The organism is Streptomyces sp. NPDC030814 (assembly GCF_055572155.1).
This window is the reverse complement of the sequence record NZ_JBVIDX010000005.1, coordinates 402,155-419,736: the sequence shown is the minus strand read 5'-3', so window position 1 is coordinate 419,736 and position 17,582 is coordinate 402,155. Positions and strand designations below refer to the sequence as shown.

Genomic DNA, 17,582 nt, shown 5'->3' with positions numbered 1-17,582 from the left:
GTCACCGGGGTGGATCGGCGTCGAACTCCTGGCGGGCCCGCTCGACCTTGTCCAGGTTGCCGGCGGCCCATTCGGCGAGGTGCGCGAAGAGGGGGGCCAGGCTGCGGCCCAGGTCGGTGATCTCGTACTCGACCCGGGGCGGAACCTCCGGGTGGTACGTGCGCACGACCATGCCGTCGCGTTCCAGTTGGCGCAGCCGCTGGGTCAGCACCTTCGGAGTGATCGTGCCGATCTGTCGTTGCAGTTCGACGAATCGCTGCCGGCCACCCGTGTGCAGGGTCCACAGGATGGGCGTGGTCCATCGGCTGAACACGATGTCGATGACCGCGCTGGTCGGACAGGCGAGTTCCGGGTCCGTCGCAGTGGCCGCCACCCCATCGGTGTTGCCGTCCATGAACACCCCTTCGGGATAGCCACTTTCCTCTAGGTACCTACTTTACCGACGGTGTTAGCGTCCCCGTGTCGTCCGGGGACAGCTCTCGGGCGACGGTCCCGCCCGCTCGGGTGGCGACCACCATCCTTCACCGACAGGGGAGTTGTTCATGTTCGTGGTGACGGGGGCAACCGGCAACGTGGGCCGATCGCTCGTGCAGGTCCTCGCGGCGTCCGGTGCGCGGGTGACCGCGACATCCCGCCGGATCTCGGACGCCGACGTGCCGGAGAACGTCGCGTACAGGCGGGCCGACCTGGCCGACCCCGAGAGCCTGAGGCCCGTGTTCGCCGGCGCCGACGCGCTGTTCCTGCAGAACGGCGGCCCCGGCGCACATCTGCTGAGCCCCCAGGACATCCTCGACGTCGCCAAGGCCGGTGGCGTCGAGCGGGTCGTCCTGCTGTCCTCCCAGGGAGTCGTGACCCGGCCCGGGTCGGCCTCGCACGGGGACACGGCACGCGCCATCGAGGACGCCGTCCGGCAGTCGGGCATGGCCTGGACGATCCTGCGGCCCGGCGGCTTCGCCTCCAACGCCTACGCCTGGGCCGAGTCCGTCCGCGCCCGAAGGGCCGTCAGTGCGCCGTTCGCCGACATCGGCCTGCCGGTCATCGACCCCGACGACATCGCCGAGGTCGCCGCCGCGGCCCTGCGGGAGGACCACCACGCCGGACGGTTCCACGAGTTGACCGGACCGGCACTGACCACGCCCCGCCAACGGGCCGAGGCGGTGGCCGACGCGCTCGGCGAACCCGTCCGGTTCACGGAGCAGACCCGCGAGGAGGCCCGCGCGGAGATGATCCGGTTCATGCCCGAGCCCGTGGTGGAGACCACGCTGGCCATTCTGGGTGATCCGACCCCCGCCGAACAGCGCATCAGCCCCGCTGTCGAGCAGATCCTCGGCCGCCCGCCCCGCACGTTCGGCGACTGGGCCCGGCGCCATGTCGCCGCCTTCCGATAGGCGCCGCGTCCCCTGCGACCGGCGGTCGAATCTCCCCGCTTTCCGCCCAGCGGAGTGCAACCTTCCGGTCGGCCCGATTGTCTCCCCTGATGTCGGACATTCGCGCCCTTGGGGGACCAGATGATCAGAAGCAGGACAGTATGCGTGACAGCGGTCCTGGTGACCGCCGCCCTGGGCGCGGCCGCAGTGCCGAGCGTGGCCGCCCCGGCCGCCGCTCCGCTGGCGGCCACCGCGTGCCCGACCGGCTGGGGCAGCCTCGCCAAGACGGACTGGTCCAGCACGTCGGGCGAGTACATCACGAACGCCAGGACCGGTCGCCACGACTGCTACGACCGGTTCGTCGTCGACGTTCCGGGCGCGTCGGCCGACGAGCTCGGATACACCGTGCGCTACGTCGACCGACTGGTCCAGGACCCGACCGGCGACATCATCCCGGTCAGCGGCGGCGCCATCCTGGAAGTGATCGTGAGGGCGCCCGCCTACGACTCCGGCGCTCCCACGTACCCCGGCCGGGTGGGGAAGCCTCTGCCGGGTGTGAACCTCACCGGATACCGCACCTTCCGGGACGCGAAGTTCGCCGGCTCCTTCGAGGGCCAGACGCAGTTCGGCCTCGGGGTGCGTGCTCGTCTGCCTTCCGGGTGCTGCAGTTGGACGGGCGTCTCGTCGTGGACGTGGCCCACACCTGGTGAGCCACCGCCGCCGACCGGCGCCGGGCGCACCGCTTCCAGGCGGTCCCGGCCCGGTCCCGGCCCCTGTACCCGCTACTGCCCGTCGGCGGCCACGTCCCAGTGTTCGATGATCTTTCCGTCGACCACTCGGAAGAGGTCCGCGACGACGTAGTCGGAACTGAAGACCCACACCAGGTCCCCGTCGGCGAGGGTGTTGCCGAACCGGGTCCCGCCGCCCTCGGCGGGCTGGGCCTCTTCGTCGGAGGCACCGCCGGACGAGGACGAGTCCTGTGCGCCCTGCTGCAGGAACTGCTTCAGCGGGGCCGTTCCATTGGTGATCGCCGGGTTGTGCTGGTAGTACCGCGGATCCCAACTCTCGTCGATCACGTTGGCGTCGCCGTCGGAGAGCTTGCGGTACGCGGAGACCGCGAACTTCCGGTTCTTCTCCTCCTGTTCCTCGGACAGCTCCGGTGCCCCCTGCGGGTACCGGTACTCGTCGCTGAACAGCGAGTTCCCACTGGCCGTCTTCGCCGGGACGGTCTGCGTGATACCCCAGTGCTCGGCCAGTCTGCCGTCGCTGACCCGGTACAGGTCCACCCTGGCCTCGCCGGTCGCCTCGTTCTTCGGGGTGGCCGAGGCGTGCCAGTGCACCGCCACCACGTCGCGGTCGGCCGCCACATGCTTGACGGTGGCCACCGCGCCGGGAATCCTCGCCTTGAGATCCTTGAACTGCTTGACCTGCCCGTCGGCTCCGCCGGACACCGACTTCTCGTGCTGCACGTAGCCGGGGGCGACGAGCTCCTCCAGTACGTCGGTCTTGTCCTTGTTGAACGCCTCCGAGTACAGCCGCAGCACAAGCGCCTTGTTCCGCTTCTCCTGGGAGGCCGACGACGAGCCGGCGGCGGACGACGTCGTCGACGAGGCGGCCGAGCCGGTGGCGGACGTGCTGCTGCAAGCGGTCGCGAGACAGGCCACGGCGGCAAGCCAGGGCAGAGTCTTCCGGTTTCTCACTTGGGACTCCTGCATATGGTCGTTCGGTGGAGGTTGACGACGCGTCACTTGGGGCCGGAGCTCCGAGGCACGCGGTCAAGATGTGCTCCTCGGGGGCCTGGCCTGCGGGTCCATCCCATCCCGGCTCCCGCAGGCACGCACTCCGCCGACCAGGGGTACGACCCCCGCCGACAGGCCGGAGCCGGACCCTCCGGAAGTGGCAGCCGTGCCACGGAAACGGGCACGTGCTCTTCTCCTGCACCGCGTCACCGGGCGGCGACGCCCGAAGTTCCTGATATCGGGTGGCGGTTCGCCGCTGCCCGGCCCTACCGGGACACCAAGGAACCCGCCAGTGTTTTCCGCGGTCCGGCTCCGGCCCCGGCTTCGGTCGCCCGTTCCGGCCGCCCCAGCAGCGTCACCGCCACACCCTCGCGACTCCGCAGTCTCCAACTCTGCGTCGCCGGGGGCATGGTGCTCGGTGTCGCCCAGACGGTCGGCGCGCAGGCCGATCCGCGCTTGTCCCTCGTGGCCGGACACGCGGTGTTCCTCGCGGTCCTGGCACTCCGTCCGCAGGGACTGCTCGGCGTGAGAAGGAGCCGCACGTGACCACCGCCGCCCCGGTGGCCCCCGCACCCGCCACCGTCCACCGGTGGACGTCCGTCTCCCGTGCGGCTTCCGGATCCCTGGCCACCCTGCTGCTCGTCCTGGCGTTCGCGCCTTTCGTCTTCCCGCCCGAGGTGACCGCGGAGCTGACCACGCTGTACGTCCTGGTCGTCGTCGCGGCCATGTGGAACGCGCCGGCGGGCTACGCCGGTCTGGTCTCGGTCGGCCAGCAGGGCTTCATCGGTCTCGGCGCGTACGGTGTCTTCCTCCTCGTCGACCGGGGCGTCAGTCCCTTCGTCGCCGTCGTCCTGGCCGCCCTGCTCGCGGGCGCCGTCGCCGTGCCCACCTCACGCCCGTCCGGCCTCCCGCATCTGTCGGCATCGTGCACGGCAGCGGGCATGCGGTACGACCATCACTCTGCGGCTGCCTGGCGGTGGCGTTGAGGGTTCGGCGCGGGTGGTGCGGGCGGCTCGGACGGTGAAGGTCCCGATCTTGGGCAGACGGTGGGGAGTGATCTTTCCATTGGTTCCCAAGGGGGCATGGCGTGACAGTACCCGCGCGTCGTACGTCGGCTGCGCGCCGCCGACACCGGTTCGACCTTCGCTCAACTGCCTTGTTCTTCGTCATCCTCGCCGTGCTCCTGAGCGCGCTGGGTCTGGTGGCCCGCATGGTGGCCGGTGCTGTCGAGCGGCGTCCGGGCTGGGTGTTCGTGCTGGTCGTCCTGGGCGTCGCGGGCCTTGTGGGCCTGCGACGCCGGCTGCATGTGGCGCGGGCGGCGCGCCGGGCCGCGGCGGCGCTCGACGAGGCGGCGAAGGAGGCGGCCGACGAACTGGAGGCCGGCATGATTCCCCCTCAGCGCCCGGCCGTCGAGGTCGACCCCGGCTACGACTCCCTGACACCGGAGGAGTTCGAAGGGGCGATCGCCGCCCTCTGCGAGCGGGACGGTTGCTCCGACGTCGACGTCGTCGGAGGGGCCGGGGACCTGGGCGCCGATGTCGTGGCGGTGACGCCCGACGGGCGTCGCCTCGTCATCCAGTGCAAGCAGTACGGTGAATCGCACCGGGTCGGCTCCCAGGACCTCCAGCGCTTCGGCGGCACGTGCTTCACGGTCCACGAGGCCGACGTCGCCGTGCTGGTCACCACCAGCGACTTCACCGCGCCGGCGGTGGAGTACGCCGACCAGTGCGGGATCGTGTGCGTGGACCGGGAGGCTCTCCGGGCTTGGACGGACGGCACCGGCCCGCGTCCTTGGGAAGCGGCCCCGAAGGGCTGTGTATCGGGGTAGCCGTTCAAGCCGAGGGGTAGGGCGCGGATGCATCCGACCGGGGGCCACCTCGGATTGACGGATTCGCCCCCGCCGCCGCCGGGCAGTGACTCTCAGAATGTCATGAGCACGACTACCTTCCCCCACAAGGAGGTCGAACATGCACATCCGTACACTGGCCGGCGGCCTCGCCGCGGCCATGGTGGTGTCCTTGTCCCTGGCGGGCGGCCAGGCCGTGGCCGCTCCCTCCGCCGCGACTGACGCCCCCTTCGCCGCCCGCGTTCTCACCTACGACGCCAGCGGCTCCGCCGAGTTCAGGAGCGCGGTCGACCGGGGCGCGGCGATCTGGAACGAGAGCGTCGACGCCGTCGAACTGCGTCCGGCCGCCGCCGGACAACGCGCGAACATCCGGGTCATGGCGGACAACGGCTGGCCGCGCGCCATGACCACCTCCCTGGGCAGCGGAACCGTCTACATGGGCCGCCAAGCCGTCGAACAGGGCTACAACACGATCCGCATCTCCGCCCATGAACTCGGGCACATCCTGGGCCTCCCCGATCGCAAGCCGGGTCCGTGCTCAAGCCTGATGTCCGGATCCAGCGCGGGCACCGCCTGCACGAACCCGTATCCGAACGCCGTGGAGAAGGCGGAGGTCGAGGAGAACTTCGGTGGCGGCCCCGCCGGACGGGCCCCGGCGGAGCCGGCGAGGGTCATCGTGGACTGACGCGCGCATCGCACACGGGTGGAACCGCACGGCGTGCTGCGGCGAGTCGCGGTTCATGGGGACGCGGTCGCGGAAGGGGCGGAGCCCAGAAGGCGGCGGCCACACCTCGCCCGGGCCCGAGACCGAGTGCCTCGACGGTTGCTGGGCGGCCCCGTGGGCTCTCGCCCCACTCCTTCGGCCGTGCGTCGGCCGACGGGTCGGCATGCGTGTGACGGGCCCTGCCGGCCTTGTTGGTTCTGCCGACGAGCCGCGGCGTCGATGGCGCGCGGCGCTCGCACCCGGGCGTGCGGGTGGCTCGGTGCGGGACCGGGTGGCCGAGCGCGATGGCCGGTTCCGAGACGCGTCCGGCTCGGAACCGGTCCGCGGTCGAAGGAGGCTGTGGCGGGGCACCTCCCTCCCCCGCGGGCGTCTGCCGAGGTGAACACACACCGCCACCATCGACTCACTGCAGCCGCGCCGCAAGAAGGCGTGCTCGTCCCTCAGCCGGAAAGAGGTCCCCGGCCCTCAGCCGGAACCGCGTCGGGGCCCTCACGCGGAACGGTGTGCGGTGCGGCTCAGTACGGCACGGAACCGTTCCCGCCCCGCTGCGACGCTCGCCTCCCACAGACCCGTGACATCACCGGACACCGACAGGAGTTGGAGCCGCTCCTCCTCCTCGCGGAAGGCGGTGCCTTCCATGTTCTGGTCCAGCAGTCCCATGGCGGTCAGCGCCATGTGGCCGCAGGACACCGCGTCCCGCACGCGGCCGGATCGGTGGGCCAGCAAGGCGTAGCGCAGGACGAGCGCGGCGGAGAACACGTAGGTGTCGGCGACACCGGAGATCTCCCCGTCGCGCGGTTGAAGCTCGGGGAACCGCTCCACGGCGCGGACGCGCTCGGGGGCGTCGGCCAACGGGCGCTCCACACACCACAGACGGCGCACGGACTCCACGTAGAGGTCCAGGTCGGCTCCCCGGTCCGCGCCGTCCGCGGCCTGCAACCCCACGAACAGCGGTGCCATCCGCTCGGCGCAAGCCGCCACGTACGGACGGACGATGTCGCCGCCCTCGCGACGCAGTGTCTCCACGACGGCGTCCTTCACCAGAGTCCTCAACGGCCACCAGCCTCCCCATGAACCACCCGTGCGTACGACATCTTCGCAGGCACCGGGGCCGGCCCTGCTTCCGCTCATCGGAGGACGTCGCACGGGGACGGCCCGGGACAGCCAAATGGCCTGCGCGGCAAGGAACTTGTCCTTGCCCGGACGGCCGCAGGTCGATGCGAGGATGTGAACATGACATGGCTCTGGAAGCGTGGTGGGCGAACGGTCGGACTCGTGGCCACCGCGGTCACCGTGGGAACGGTGCTGACGCTCACCGCCGGTGCTCCGGAAGCCTCCGGCGTCCGGCCGTCGGGGGACCGAGAGGCGAAGTACAAGCGCATTCTGCGCGATCCCCACCCGGCCCCCGCCGACGTCATCTGGGCGGCGGGCGCACCGAGCGGCGTGGCCCGCGCGGACAACGGCTCGATGCTCCTCGTGTACGACCTCCGCAACGTCGAGGACGACGAGGGGCCGGCCGCCACCGCCTGGCGCATCGTCGACCGCGACGGCCGTACGGTGGCCGAGCACGCGGACCACACGACCATGGAGGCGGCGAGGGTCCGGTTCAAGGGGGCGCGCGTCGGCTTCGTGCGGGTACCGGGGGAGGGGGCGGGGCAGGCGTACGGCCTCGACGTACGGGGGAAGCGGTACAAGGTCGTCACCACCGGGACACCGTTGGGCAGCCGCGCCGGCGACGTCCTGCTCACCGAACGGGAGGCGAACCTCGTCCACCGGCCCGCCACGCGCACGGTGGCGCCGCTGGCCGGTGCTCCCGACCGTGCCGTCCATGTCGCTCTCGACGAGCGGGGCACCGCCTGGAACCTCGTCCAGCCCCTGACGGAAGAGCCCCACCGCGTCGTGTGGCAGCGCGAAGGACGCACCGTCGGTTCCGAGGCCGTGCCGAAGCCGTACGCGGCGGGTGACGTCGCAGCGCGCGGCGGCACCGCGGTCCTCTCACTCACTCGGGCCGGTAACGAGGGCGTGGACGAGCGCGTGCGCGGCCTGCTGGTGACCGCGGACGACGGCAAGCGCTGGCGGAAGGTCCTCAAGGGCGGAATTCCCTGGAAGAAGCTGACGGTCGGCCCCGAGCGGCTGGTTCTGGAGGTCCTCGCGGACGGGCGGGTGCTCGTCGGCGAGGCGGGCGGCCGCTACTGGCTCGCCACCGACCGCACGAACGGCACCTTCCGCAAGCTGAGGACCCCTGCGAAGTTCACGTCCTTCACCGTCGAGGGCACGACGCTCTACGGCATCGCCGACGCGGCGACATCGTCGTACGACCTGGTGAAGGGCGAAGGGCTGTGGATCTCCGGCGACGGTGGGCACAAGTGGCGGCGCCACAAGCAGTGACCACGGTGGCGCCGACGCGCGCTCGCCGGTGCCGGGTGTCAGGGTGAGTCCCAAGGACGTCAGAAAGGAACGTGCCGTGATCACCACTGACCTCACGCCGGGCTCCCCCTGCTGGCTCGACCTCGGTGCCCCCGACGTCGGGGCCGCCGCGGCCTTCTACGGGGCGGTGCTCGGCTGGGAGTACGAGCCCATGGGGGAGGCGGAGGGGGAGGACATGGAGGGCGGCATGTTCCGGAAGGACGGCAAGGTCGTCGCCGGACTCGGCAAGCTCACCGAGGAGGGTGCCCGCTCCGCCTGGATGATCTACTACGCCGTGACCGACGCGGACGCCGTGACCCGGACGGTGGAGCGCGCGGGCGGCACGGTGCGGGTGGCGCCGAGGGACCTCGGCGACTGGGGCCGGATGGCCCAGTACAGCGACCCGCTGGGAGGCCAGTTCGCCGTCTGGCAACCAGGGAACAACGCGGGCTTCGAACTGGCGGACGAGACCGGCTCGCTGTCGTGGACCGAGCTGTACACCAGCGACGCCGCGGCAGCCAAGGCGTTCTACGGCGAGGTGTTCGGCTGGCGGTTCGGTGAGATGGAGATGCCGGGCGGTGCAGGCACGTACACCCTCATCACGCCCGACGGGCTTCCCGACGAACGCATGCAGGGCGGCCTGATGGAGGTCGCCACGGGGGATCTCGCCCTGGCGGACGGGCGGCCGTACTGGCACCCGGTCTTCGCCGTCGACGACTGCGACGCGGCGGTCGCCAAGGTCACCGAGAACGGCGGCAGTGTGCAGATGGGGCCGGAGGACGCCGAGGGCGTCGGCAGGCTCGCCGTCTGCCTCGACCCGTCGAACGCGGACTTCGTGGTACTCGCCCCGGCCCCCGGCTGAGCGGTTCGGCTCAGCGTACGGCCCTGGCCTCGTCCAGCGGCGGCAGGTGCCGGATGGTGCGGCTCCAGGTCGCCCCCAGGGCCACGGCCGCCATGACGGCCGCGATCGACAGCAGGGCGGCCGTCACGCCCCAGCGGTCCAGGATCAGTCCCGACGCCAGGGGCCCGACAGGAGTGACCGCGCTGCCGATGAGGGCGAGGCTGCTGATCACCCGGCCCTGCAAGCGGTCGGGCGTGATGGTCATCTGGTAGGTGTACAGAATCGCGTTCGCCGCCGGAGCCAGGAAGAAGGCCACGGCCAGCAGCGGTCCGAGGGTCCAGGCGACGGGATGGACGGCCATCGCGGGAACGGCCGCGGCGGCGACCCAGAACATCGCCAGCACCACGGGCGTGGGACCTCGACGTTGCAACCGGGGAGCGGCCAGCGCGCCCAGCAGGCCCCCCGCGCCCGTGATCGCCATCATCAGGCCGACATCGGCCGGTGTGGCGCCGCTCTGCCGGGCGGCGACGATCGAGGTGAAGGTCAGCGCCGAGAACACGAGACCGAACCCCGCAGCCGTCACCAGCAGGACGCGCAGGAACCGCTGCCGCCAGGTCCAGCGCAGGCCGTCGGCGATGTCGCGCACGAGCGTGTGCGACCGGTCCCCGGCCGTGGCGACGTGGGCCGGGGACCTGACGGCGAGAACCGCGGCGAAGGACAGCAGGTAGGTCAGGAGCTCTCCGGCGAGGGGGACCGTTCGCCCCAGGTTGAACAGCAGGCCGCCCAGCGGAGGTCCGGCGATCGTGGCTCCGTACTGGCGTGCCTCGTTGTGCGCGAGAGCCCGGGGCAGGTGCTCGGCGGGGACCACGTGCCGCAGCAGCGGGGTCTCCGCCGGCTCGAAGAACACCCCGCAGGCGCCGCTGATCACCGCCGCGCCCAGCAGCATCCGCCAGTCCAGCCACCCCCGCAGCGAACCGGTGACGGTGGCGGCGACGAGAGCGGCGCGTACGGCATCGCAGATGAGCATCGTGCGTCGCCGGTCCCAGCGGTCGACCAGGGCGCCCGCGGGCAGACGCAGCGCGATGCCGGCGGCCATCGAGGCGGAGCCGATCAGACCGGCCTGGACGGCCGAGCCGGTCAGTTCGAGAGCCAGCAGGGGATAGGCGACGGAGGCGACCTGGGAGCCCAGCGTCGAAGCCAGGGTGGCGCTCCAGAGCAGGACGAAGTCGCGGTTGCGGCGCAGAGGCTCGGTCACGAGCAGATTATGTACAGAATATAAAGAACGTACAACTCCGTTTGATTGAGCCGCGGCGCACCGTGGCGCCAGGCCGGTCGCGACGATGGACCGCTGGATGGGCCGCTAATTGGGGGCTCGGCCCCCATGCCACACCCCCCGCCCCCGCCGAGGATGGATCACGGCAAGACCAGCCGGTGTTCATCAGGGGGAACAGGAGGAGCATTGAAGATCTCGATGCGCGGCGCGGTACAGGCCGGTGTGACGGCCCTGGCACTGGGCGCGGCCACGGTGCTGTCGACAGGACAGGCGCAGGCCGCGACCGGCGTGCGGGTGGACTCGGTTCGCATCCATGTCAACGCCGTGGCCGGAAAGGCGAACGACCTCTCCGTCACCCGGTCCGGCAACACCGTGACCATCAGCGACGGCGGCGACGCCGTCACCGCGGGATCCGGCTGCACACAGGTCGACCGCGACACCGTCACCTGCCCGTACGGCAACCGCACCCTCACGCTCGACATGGGGGACCTCGGCGACATCGTCCTGGTGACCGGCAGCCTGCCCGCCGACATCAGCGGTGGCTCGGGCGACGACATCATCACCATCGGCCACACCGCCACCGCCAGGACCTTCCTGAACGGTCAGGGCGGGCACGACAGCATCTTCGGCGGCGCCGGCGTCGACAACATCACCGGTGGCGCCGGTGACGACGTCATGTTCGGCAGGGACGGCGACGACCGCCTGGACGCCGGTGACTTCTCGGCCGGCAACGACCGCTCCTTCGGGGACGCGGGCACCGACACCTGCACAGGGGACGTCAACGACCTGAAGGACGGCTGCGAACGCTGAGGGCGGGTTCCGGTGGGGCCGACCGGCCCCACCCACGACCCCGGTCAGCCCATGTGCCCCGTCGCCGCCGCGCCGGATGCTTCAAGTGCCGTGAGCACTGGAGGAGATCCGCGATGACGAACGACGTGTGCGAGCGCCCCCCGGTCCACGCCCTGCTCGCGGACGGCACCACCGTGTGCATCCGCCCTGTGGTGCGCGGCGACCGCGAACAACTGCGAGGGCTCTACGAGGAGATGTCCCCCGAGAACCTGCGGCTGAGGTTCTTCGCGGCGAGCCGTCGCTCCGCGGCCCTGGCCGCCGACCGCGCCTCGGCCCCGGCCCACCCCGGCTACCGAGCACTGCTGGCCGAGGTGGACGGCCGGGTGATCGGCCTCGCCGAGTACGACGCGGGCAGCGGCAAGGAGGAGGGGGCGGAGATCTCCATCGCCGTGGCCGACGGCCTCCATCACCGGGGTGTGGGCACCCTGCTCGTCGAACACCTGGTCTCGGCGGCGCGCGCGGAGGGCATCACCACCTTCACCGCGGACACGCTCAGCGAGAACCACGAGGTACTGCGGCTCTTCGCCGACCTCGGGCTGCGTTCCTCCCGCCGCTTCGAGGGCCCGGAGGTGCGCCACATCTTCCACCTCGACGTCGACGACGACTATCTGACCGCCGTCGAAGCCCGCGGCCGGTCCGCAGACGTGGCCAGTCTGCGGCCCCTGCTGCGTCCGGACACCGTGGCGGTCGTCGGCGCCGGCCGCCGTCCCGGATCGGTGGGCCGGGCGATCCTCCACCACCTGCGCACCGGGGGCTTCACCCGCCGCCTCTTCGCCGTCAACCCCCGGGTGACATCGGTGCTCGGAGTGCCGTCCTACGCCTCCGTCCCGGCCCTGCCCAGGACACCCGACCTCGTCGTCGTGGCCGTACCGGCCGCCGGGGTCCCCTCCGTGGCCGTGGAATGCGGAAAGGCCGGCGTACGCGCGCTCGTCGTCGTCACCGCGGGGCTCGACCACGGCCAGGCGCGGGCACTGCTGGAGGCCTGCCGCACCTACGGCATGCGGCTCGTGGGCCCCAACTGCCTCGGCATCTCCAACACCGAGCCGGAACTGCGCCTCGACGCGACCTTCGCCGCCGATCATCCCCGCTCCGGGACGGCGGGTGTCGCCGTCCAGTCCGGAGGGGTGGGCATCGCGCTGCTGGACGGACTGTCCCGGCTGGGCATCGGGGTCTCGTCGTTCGTGTCGCTCGGCGACAAGTACGACGTCAGTGGCAACGACATGCTCCAGTGGTGGGAGAGCGACGGCCGCACCGAACTGGCCCTGCTGCACCTGGAGTCGTTCGGCAACCCTCGTGCCTTCTCCCGTACCGCCCGGCGCGTGACACGCCGTATCCCCGTGCTGACCGTGGACGCCGGCCGGACCGACGCGGGCCGCAAGGCGGCGGCCTCCCACACCGCTGCCGCCGCCACCCGCACGATGACCCGGCAGGCCCTGTTCATTCAGGCGGGCGTCACCGCGACCCGATCCGTCGGCGAACTGTTGGAGACCGCCGCCCTGCTGCACTCCCAGCCGCTGCCGGAGGGCGCTCGCGTCGCGATCGTCACCAACGCGGGCGGCGCGGGGGTGCTCGCCGCCGACGCCTGCGCCGAGGCGGGGCTGGCCCTGCCCCCGCTCACCCCCGCGACCGTCGACGAACTGCTCGGCCTGCTCCCGGACGGCGCCGGCGTCGGCAACCCCGTCGACGCGACCGCCGCCGTCTCGGAGGAACAGCTCACCGCGTGCGTGGACCGACTCCTGCGGTGCCCCGGCGTCGACGCGCTCATGGTGGCGCTCGTGCCGACCGCGGTCGCCGCGGCCACCGGCGACGACCTCGTCCGGGCCCTCACCACGGCCTCCGGACGGCGGTCGAAGCCCGTGCTCGCCGTGCGGCTGGAACAGCAGACGCCGGTACGGCTGCTGCCCGCCGACGGCGGCGGCACCATCCCCTCCTACGCCGAACCCCAGGCGGCAGCCCGCGCGCTGGCCCACGCCGCCGCCCGCGCGGCCTGGCTCGCCCGGCCCGCGGGGACCGTCCCCGACCTCGACGACATCGACACCGAGCGGGCCCGCACGGTCGTCGAGGGGTACCTCGCCGCGCAGCCCGACGGCGGTTGGCTCGGCCCACGCACCTGCGCCGACCTGCTCTCCTGCTACGGCATCCCGCAGATACCGTGGGCCTGGGCCGAGACCGCCGACGACGCCGTGACCGCCGCGGGCCGGCTGCGCGGCTTCGACGGCCGGGTGGTCATGAAGGCCCACTGGCCGGGACTCCTGCACAAGACCCGGCACAAGGCGGTCCACCTCGACCTGCGCGGCGACTCCCAGGTGCGGGCCGCGTTCAACGACCTGGAGACCCGCTTCTCGGGACTCATGACGGGTGTGGTCCTCCAGCCGCTCGCCGACCGGGGCACCGAACTGTTCGCGGGCGTCGTCCAGGACAAGGTCTTCGGGCCGCTTGTGCTGTTCGGACTCGGCGGTACGGCGACCGAGGTACTGGCCGACCACGCGGCCCGCCTGGCCCCCCTCACCGACCACGACGTCCACGAGCTCATCACGTCACCCCGGTGCGCGCCCCTGCTGTTCGGCGCGGACGGAAGCAGCCCAGTCGACCTCGGGCGGCTGGAACAACTGCTGCTGAGGCTGTCGCGGATGGCCGCCGACCTGCCGCAGCTCGCCGAGGCCGACTTCAATCCCGTCCTCGCGGCCCCGGCCCAAGCCACCGTGCTCGACGCCCGCATACGGCTGCTTCCGCGCCGCCCCCGGGATCCCTACCTGCGCCGACTGCGATGAGAGAGCACGGCCAGGGCCGTAGCCGACCGGGGGCGACGGACAGCTGACGCCGGCCGCCCGCCGGCCGAGCCCGTGACCGTGCTCACGCGCGGGACGCGGGCGACCCGGCCGGGACCAGGACCACCGGGCACACCGCCTCGTCCAGCAGGCCACACACGGTCGCACGGGACGCGTACCCGGATGGACGCCCACCACCAGCCCGGCCCCGGCGGCGTGGTGCAGCAGTGCCTGGACGGGCGCCGCAGGGGCGACGTCCTGCGGTACCCGAACGTCCGGATACCGCTCCCGCCACGGCCGCAGCGCGTCGGCCAGGGATTTGACCGCCCGTCACCCCTGCCAGGCGTCGGCCACCGAAGGGGCCAGTGCACTGGCCTGGGCGTGGCCGGAGCGGGCGGCAGCCGGTCGGCGCGTGTCGTCCGTCATGTTGCGGCCCATGATGCGGCGCGCAGCGCGGTCCGGGGACAGCAGGACGACGCGCGCCCCCTCGTCGGACAGTTCCGCGGCCTGCTGCGAGGCGCTCGGATGCGGCCCAACCGCCTCGGGGATCGGCACGACCGCCAGCACCCGGCGGTACCCGCGTGCGAGCTGGAGGTTGGCAGTCGAACGACTGCCACCATCCATCCAGCGCCGACCCGCTACGGTGACCGGCGGCCATACGACGGGCACGGCGCAGCTCGCCGCGACCGCTTCGAGGAGAGTCACTCCCGAGTATGAGTCGAACAGCTCGAGTTGGCCGGTCTGCGCGTCGACTGCCGTGATCCGCAGCTCCCGCTCGGGCCAGTCGCGGACGTCGCCCAGAAGCGCGCCCACCGTATCGAAGACGTCCGACTCCGGGCCGGTCCGGGCGCGTAGCGCTGCCCGGGCGAGGCGTTGGACGGACCGCTGGGGATCGCGGGAACCGAGCGCCGCCCAGAGGAAGCGCGCCGTCTGGCGCGCTGTCACCGGCAGACGGACCGCGTCCGCTCCGGAGAGCTGGTGCTCGTACAAATCTGCAGCCGGGACGCCGGCCAGGAGCCGGGATCCGAAGACGGCACCGGCGGAGGTGCCGATCACGACGTCGGCGCTGCGGAGATCGATCCCAGCCTCGGTGAGCCCGGCGAGCACCCCTGCCAACCAGGCTCCCCCCACCGGTCCGCCGCCCCCGAGCACGAGTGCGGTTTCGGACACGCTTCCCCTCCCCGTGAACGACAGCGGACGGCCCGTCCGCAGGATACGAACCGGGGAATGGTCCCCGGTTGCTCGCTTGACGATAACATCCGTACCGGGGAGCACTCCCCGGTACGAAGGGCGGGAAGAGGGAGACATGATGGGCGACCGTCCGCCGGTAGGGCGCCGCGATGCGCTGCGCAACCGGAAGCTGCTGACCGACAAGGCCCGCGAGGTCTTCGCCGAACAGGGCCTGGATGCCCCGCTGGATGAAATCGCCCGGCGGGCGGGCGTGGGCAACGCCACCCTCTATCGCCATTTCCCGAGCCGTGCCGCGCTCGTCGACGAGGTCTTCCGGGATGCACTCACCGAGACCACAGCGGCGGGGGAGCGGGCACGAACCGCCGAAGACGCATGGACGGGACTGACGGAGTACCTACAAACAGTGTTCGCCGGCCTGGCCGCAGACCGCGGCACCAACGACCTCATGACCACGAACCTGGAAGGCGTCGCTTCCCTGGAGGCGATCCACGCCCACAACCGCACAACCATCCACGGGCTGCTCCGGCGCGGTCAGGAGCAGGGCACCATTCGCCCAGACCTCACCACCGAGGACCTGCTCTTCACCCTGGCAGCACTGGGCCGGGCTGTTCCCGCGCTCACCACGGTCACCCCCGATGCCTGGCTCCGCCCGCTCGCCCTGCTCCTCGACGGCCTTCGCGCCCGCCCGGCCACGCCCCCGCTGCCCGCGCCAGCCCTCACTTCCGCCCAGCTCGGCAAGGTGCTGCTCAATCTGGGTCCGCACAGGCAGCGTTGAGCGGTTCCTGGCTCACCCGGTTGTCCTGGTGGACCACCCCTTCACCAGGAACCTCCTCGTCTCGACATCGCGATCACATGGGAAACGGCTCAGTGTGCACCCTCAAGTTCAGGGGCGCTCCGCGGGGTTGCGGCGCCCCGTAGACCGCGTCGACATGCGCTGGGCGGTATCGGGTCGCAGTCCGAAGACTGCCGCGAAGTGCAGAGGATCGCGGACGCCCACGGCTTCGACTTCGTCGAGGATTCGGTCCTGCCGCAGGAGGCCGAGGCCGGCCTCCTGTCCGCGCAGGACAGTTCTGAGCCACCACCGGCTGACCGGGCTGTCGTGATGGGCGGTCTGCTGGGTGACCAGCAGATGCGGGTTGGTCGTACTCGGCCACCTGCGGTTTCGGTAGTCCGGACAGCGGTGGATGGCCTGGTGGGTGAGGCCGTCGAGGGGACGGGGCCGGCCCTGGACGGTGAATCGGCGGTTGGACGGATCAGCATCCTCCAGAGCGAGCGAGCCGGAGGTGCACCGCTCCGAGCGCATGAGGGCCATCCGACGCAGCGGGAGACCTTCGGCCCCTCCCGGCCTGTTCAGCGCCACCCGGCCCGGACAGGCCGAACGGACCCGCACACGGGACTCGAGGTCCCTCGTGCCAGGCGCTCGGGGGACACCAGAGTGGAGACACACCCCTCAAGGAGGTCCCCGATGTCCCCTGCCGTCACCGTCGGTCTGGACGGGTCGGACGAGAGCCTTGCCGCGGCCGACTGGGCCGCCCGCGAAGCAGGCCTGTACGGCCTCCCGCTCCGTGTCGTACACGCGGGGCGGCAGGAGCCGCACGCCTATGTCCCGTTCGCCGGCGAGCCGGTGCCGCCGCCGGGAGCCGACCGGTCCGTCAGCCTCATCTCCGAGGCGCGGGTCCGGCTCGCTCACCGCCACCCCGGCGTACGGGTGACCGCCGAGCAACTCCCCGGCCGGACGGTGCCCGCGCTGGTCGCCGCCGCGGGGGAGTCGGAACTCCTCGTGCTCGGGTCACGGGGCCTCGGCCGCGCGGACGGAGTCCTCCTGGGTTCCGTGGCCCTCGCCGTGGTGGCCAGGGCCGGGCGCCCGGTGGTCCTGGTCCCTTCCGGCGAGGGCACGGGCAGGGCGCGCGGCGCGGACGCGGTCGATGACCCCGCCCAGGCCCTGCCGCACCGGGAGGTGGTCGTCGGACTGGACCTCAGCGCCCCCGACGACCTCGTCCTCGGCTTCGCCTTCGAGGCCGCGTCACGGCGCGCCGCGGCGCTGCGCGTGATCCACGGCTGGAGCGAGCGGGCACCTCGTTCCGCGGAGGCCGCCCCCACCGAGCCGGCCGAGGTGCTGCGCCCGTGGGAGGAGAAGTACCCCGGCGTCCGCGTCACTGAGGAAACGGTGGTCGGCAACGCGGGGGCGCACCTGGTGGACGCCTCGTACGACGCCGCGCTGGTCGTCGTGGGCCGGCGCGGGCGCGCGGGGAACGTCGGACCACGTCTGGGCCCGGTGACACACCACGTCATCCAGCGCGCCGTCTCGCCGGTGGCGGTCGTACCGCACGACTGACGGCACCCGGACGGCCGAAGGGGCGGGACCGACAGGTGACGCGGTCCTGTCCGCGGATACGGTCGGCGAGGGCGCGACCGGCGGCCAGGGGCGGGCCGCCCTCGAAGAGGGGCATGGGGCCGCCCCGGCCGCCGCCGCACCCGGCCTCCCGCCGTACATCTCGGCCATGACGGCCTCGGCCGTGATCCAGCGGGCGAGGGCGGGGCCGTGTTCGGGGACCGGACCTCCGACGGGCCGGACGGC

Annotated in this window: 16 protein-coding genes and 1 pseudogene; 11 read left to right on the top strand and 6 right to left on the bottom strand. The window is 72.2% G+C overall.

The window, feature by feature from the left end; genetic code table 11:
• Position 1: 1 nt before the first annotated feature.
• A complete protein-coding gene (locus ACZ43N_RS14540) occupies positions 2–394 on the bottom strand; it encodes a winged helix-turn-helix transcriptional regulator (RefSeq protein ID WP_468097591.1) in 393 nt (130 codons plus the stop codon).
• A 148-nt stretch (positions 395–542) separates the two neighbouring features.
• Between ACZ43N_RS14540 and ACZ43N_RS14535 the strand changes: the two genes are divergently transcribed.
• Both ACZ43N_RS14535 and ACZ43N_RS14530 read left to right on the top strand, forming a co-directional pair.
• The gene (locus ACZ43N_RS14535; protein WP_468097590.1) at positions 543–1,388 is read left to right on the top strand and encodes an SDR family oxidoreductase; all 846 of its coding nucleotides are present in this window, start codon (positions 543–545) and stop codon (positions 1,386–1,388) included.
• A gap of 120 nt (positions 1,389–1,508) precedes the next feature.
• A pseudogene (locus tag ACZ43N_RS14530) lies at positions 1,509–2,077 on the top strand (AMIN-like domain-containing (lipo)protein).
• A 72-nt stretch (positions 2,078–2,149) separates the two neighbouring features.
• On the opposite strand, the gene ACZ43N_RS14525 reads toward ACZ43N_RS14530, so the two are convergent.
• Positions 2,150–3,067 carry a nuclear transport factor 2 family protein gene (locus ACZ43N_RS14525; protein ID WP_468097588.1) on the bottom strand — a complete coding sequence of 306 codons (918 nt, stop codon included), beginning with the start codon at positions 3,065–3,067 and terminating at the stop codon, positions 2,150–2,152.
• Between the two features lie 581 nt (positions 3,068–3,648).
• Here ACZ43N_RS14525 and ACZ43N_RS14520 point away from each other — a divergent pair.
• From ACZ43N_RS14520 to ACZ43N_RS14510, 3 genes are all read left to right on the top strand, one after another.
• Positions 3,649–4,092, top strand: a complete 444-nt coding sequence (locus ACZ43N_RS14520; RefSeq protein WP_468097587.1) for a hypothetical protein — start codon at positions 3,649–3,651, stop codon at positions 4,090–4,092.
• Between the two features lie 101 nt (positions 4,093–4,193).
• Positions 4,194–4,934 (top strand): restriction endonuclease, encoded by a 741-nt coding sequence (locus tag ACZ43N_RS14515; protein ID WP_468097586.1) that lies wholly within the window; start codon positions 4,194–4,196, stop codon positions 4,932–4,934.
• Between the two features lie 139 nt (positions 4,935–5,073).
• Entirely contained in the window at positions 5,074–5,637 is a 564-nt protein-coding gene (locus ACZ43N_RS14510) for a snapalysin family zinc-dependent metalloprotease (protein ID WP_468097584.1), read from the top strand.
• 528 nt (positions 5,638–6,165) lie between these two features.
• On the opposite strand, the gene ACZ43N_RS14505 is transcribed toward ACZ43N_RS14510, so the two are convergent.
• Positions 6,166–6,729, bottom strand: a complete 564-nt coding sequence (locus ACZ43N_RS14505; RefSeq protein ID WP_468097582.1) for a hypothetical protein — start codon at positions 6,727–6,729, stop codon at positions 6,166–6,168.
• Between the two features lie 180 nt (positions 6,730–6,909).
• On the opposite strand from ACZ43N_RS14505, the gene ACZ43N_RS14500 reads away from it, so the two are divergent.
• Positions 6,910–8,064 (top strand): hypothetical protein, encoded by a 1,155-nt coding sequence (locus ACZ43N_RS14500; RefSeq protein WP_468097580.1) that lies wholly within the window; start codon positions 6,910–6,912, stop codon positions 8,062–8,064.
• 76 nt (positions 8,065–8,140) lie between these two features.
• Entirely contained in the window at positions 8,141–8,944 is an 804-nt protein-coding gene (locus ACZ43N_RS14495; protein ID WP_468097578.1) for a VOC family protein, read from the top strand.
• 10 nt (positions 8,945–8,954) lie between these two features.
• On the opposite strand, the gene ACZ43N_RS14490 is transcribed toward ACZ43N_RS14495, so the two are convergent.
• On the bottom strand, positions 8,955–10,178 hold the full coding sequence (locus ACZ43N_RS14490; RefSeq protein ID WP_468097576.1) for an MFS transporter: 1,224 nt from the start codon (positions 10,176–10,178) through the stop codon (positions 8,955–8,957).
• Positions 10,179–10,382: 204 nt separating this feature from the next.
• Between ACZ43N_RS14490 and ACZ43N_RS14485 the strand changes: the two genes are divergently transcribed.
• A complete protein-coding gene (locus ACZ43N_RS14485; RefSeq protein ID WP_468097575.1) occupies positions 10,383–11,006 on the top strand; it encodes a calcium-binding protein in 624 nt (207 codons plus the stop codon).
• A gap of 113 nt (positions 11,007–11,119) precedes the next feature.
• The gene (locus ACZ43N_RS14480) at positions 11,120–13,816 is read left to right on the top strand and encodes a bifunctional acetate--CoA ligase family protein/GNAT family N-acetyltransferase (protein WP_468097573.1); all 2,697 of its coding nucleotides are present in this window, start codon (positions 11,120–11,122) and stop codon (positions 13,814–13,816) included.
• A gap of 327 nt (positions 13,817–14,143) precedes the next feature.
• Here the strand turns inward: ACZ43N_RS14480 and ACZ43N_RS14475 are convergent, their stop codons facing one another.
• Entirely contained in the window at positions 14,144–14,983 is an 840-nt protein-coding gene (locus ACZ43N_RS14475) for a patatin-like phospholipase family protein (protein WP_468097571.1), read from the bottom strand.
• Between the two features lie 139 nt (positions 14,984–15,122).
• Here ACZ43N_RS14475 and ACZ43N_RS14470 point away from each other — a divergent pair, with 139 nt between their 5' ends.
• Entirely contained in the window at positions 15,123–15,779 is a 657-nt protein-coding gene (locus ACZ43N_RS14470; RefSeq protein WP_468097700.1) for a TetR/AcrR family transcriptional regulator, read from the top strand.
• Positions 15,780–15,887: 108 nt separating this feature from the next.
• On the opposite strand, the gene ACZ43N_RS14465 is transcribed toward ACZ43N_RS14470, so the two are convergent.
• Positions 15,888–16,307, bottom strand: a complete 420-nt coding sequence (locus ACZ43N_RS14465) for a hypothetical protein (RefSeq protein WP_468097570.1) — start codon at positions 16,305–16,307, stop codon at positions 15,888–15,890.
• 162 nt (positions 16,308–16,469) lie between these two features.
• On the opposite strand from ACZ43N_RS14465, the gene ACZ43N_RS14460 reads away from it, so the two are divergent.
• Positions 16,470–17,339, top strand: a complete 870-nt coding sequence (locus tag ACZ43N_RS14460) for a universal stress protein (protein ID WP_468097569.1) — start codon at positions 16,470–16,472, stop codon at positions 17,337–17,339.
• The last annotated feature ends 243 nt before the right edge of the window (positions 17,340–17,582 follow it).

Excerpts from the sequence above, each read along its gene's own strand:
- ACZ43N_RS14510 (WP_468097584.1), top strand. The coding sequence starts at position 5,074 with ATGCACATCCGTACACTGGCCGGCGGCCTCGCCGCGGCCATGGTGGTG.
- ACZ43N_RS14535 (WP_468097590.1), top strand. The coding sequence starts at position 543 with ATGTTCGTGGTGACGGGGGCAACCGGCAACGTGGGCCGATCGCTCGTG.
- ACZ43N_RS14470 (WP_468097700.1), top strand. The coding sequence starts at position 15,123 with ATGGGCGACCGTCCGCCGGTAGGGCGCCGCGATGCGCTGCGCAACCGG.
- ACZ43N_RS14500 (WP_468097580.1), top strand. The coding sequence starts at position 6,910 with ATGACATGGCTCTGGAAGCGTGGTGGGCGAACGGTCGGACTCGTGGCC.
- ACZ43N_RS14465 (WP_468097570.1), bottom strand. The coding sequence starts at position 16,307 with ATGCGCTCGGAGCGGTGCACCTCCGGCTCGCTCGCTCTGGAGGATGCT.
- ACZ43N_RS14460 (WP_468097569.1), top strand. The coding sequence starts at position 16,470 with ATGTCCCCTGCCGTCACCGTCGGTCTGGACGGGTCGGACGAGAGCCTT.
- ACZ43N_RS14480 (WP_468097573.1), top strand. The coding sequence starts at position 11,120 with ATGACGAACGACGTGTGCGAGCGCCCCCCGGTCCACGCCCTGCTCGCG.
- ACZ43N_RS14540 (WP_468097591.1), bottom strand. The coding sequence starts at position 394 with ATGGACGGCAACACCGATGGGGTGGCGGCCACTGCGACGGACCCGGAA.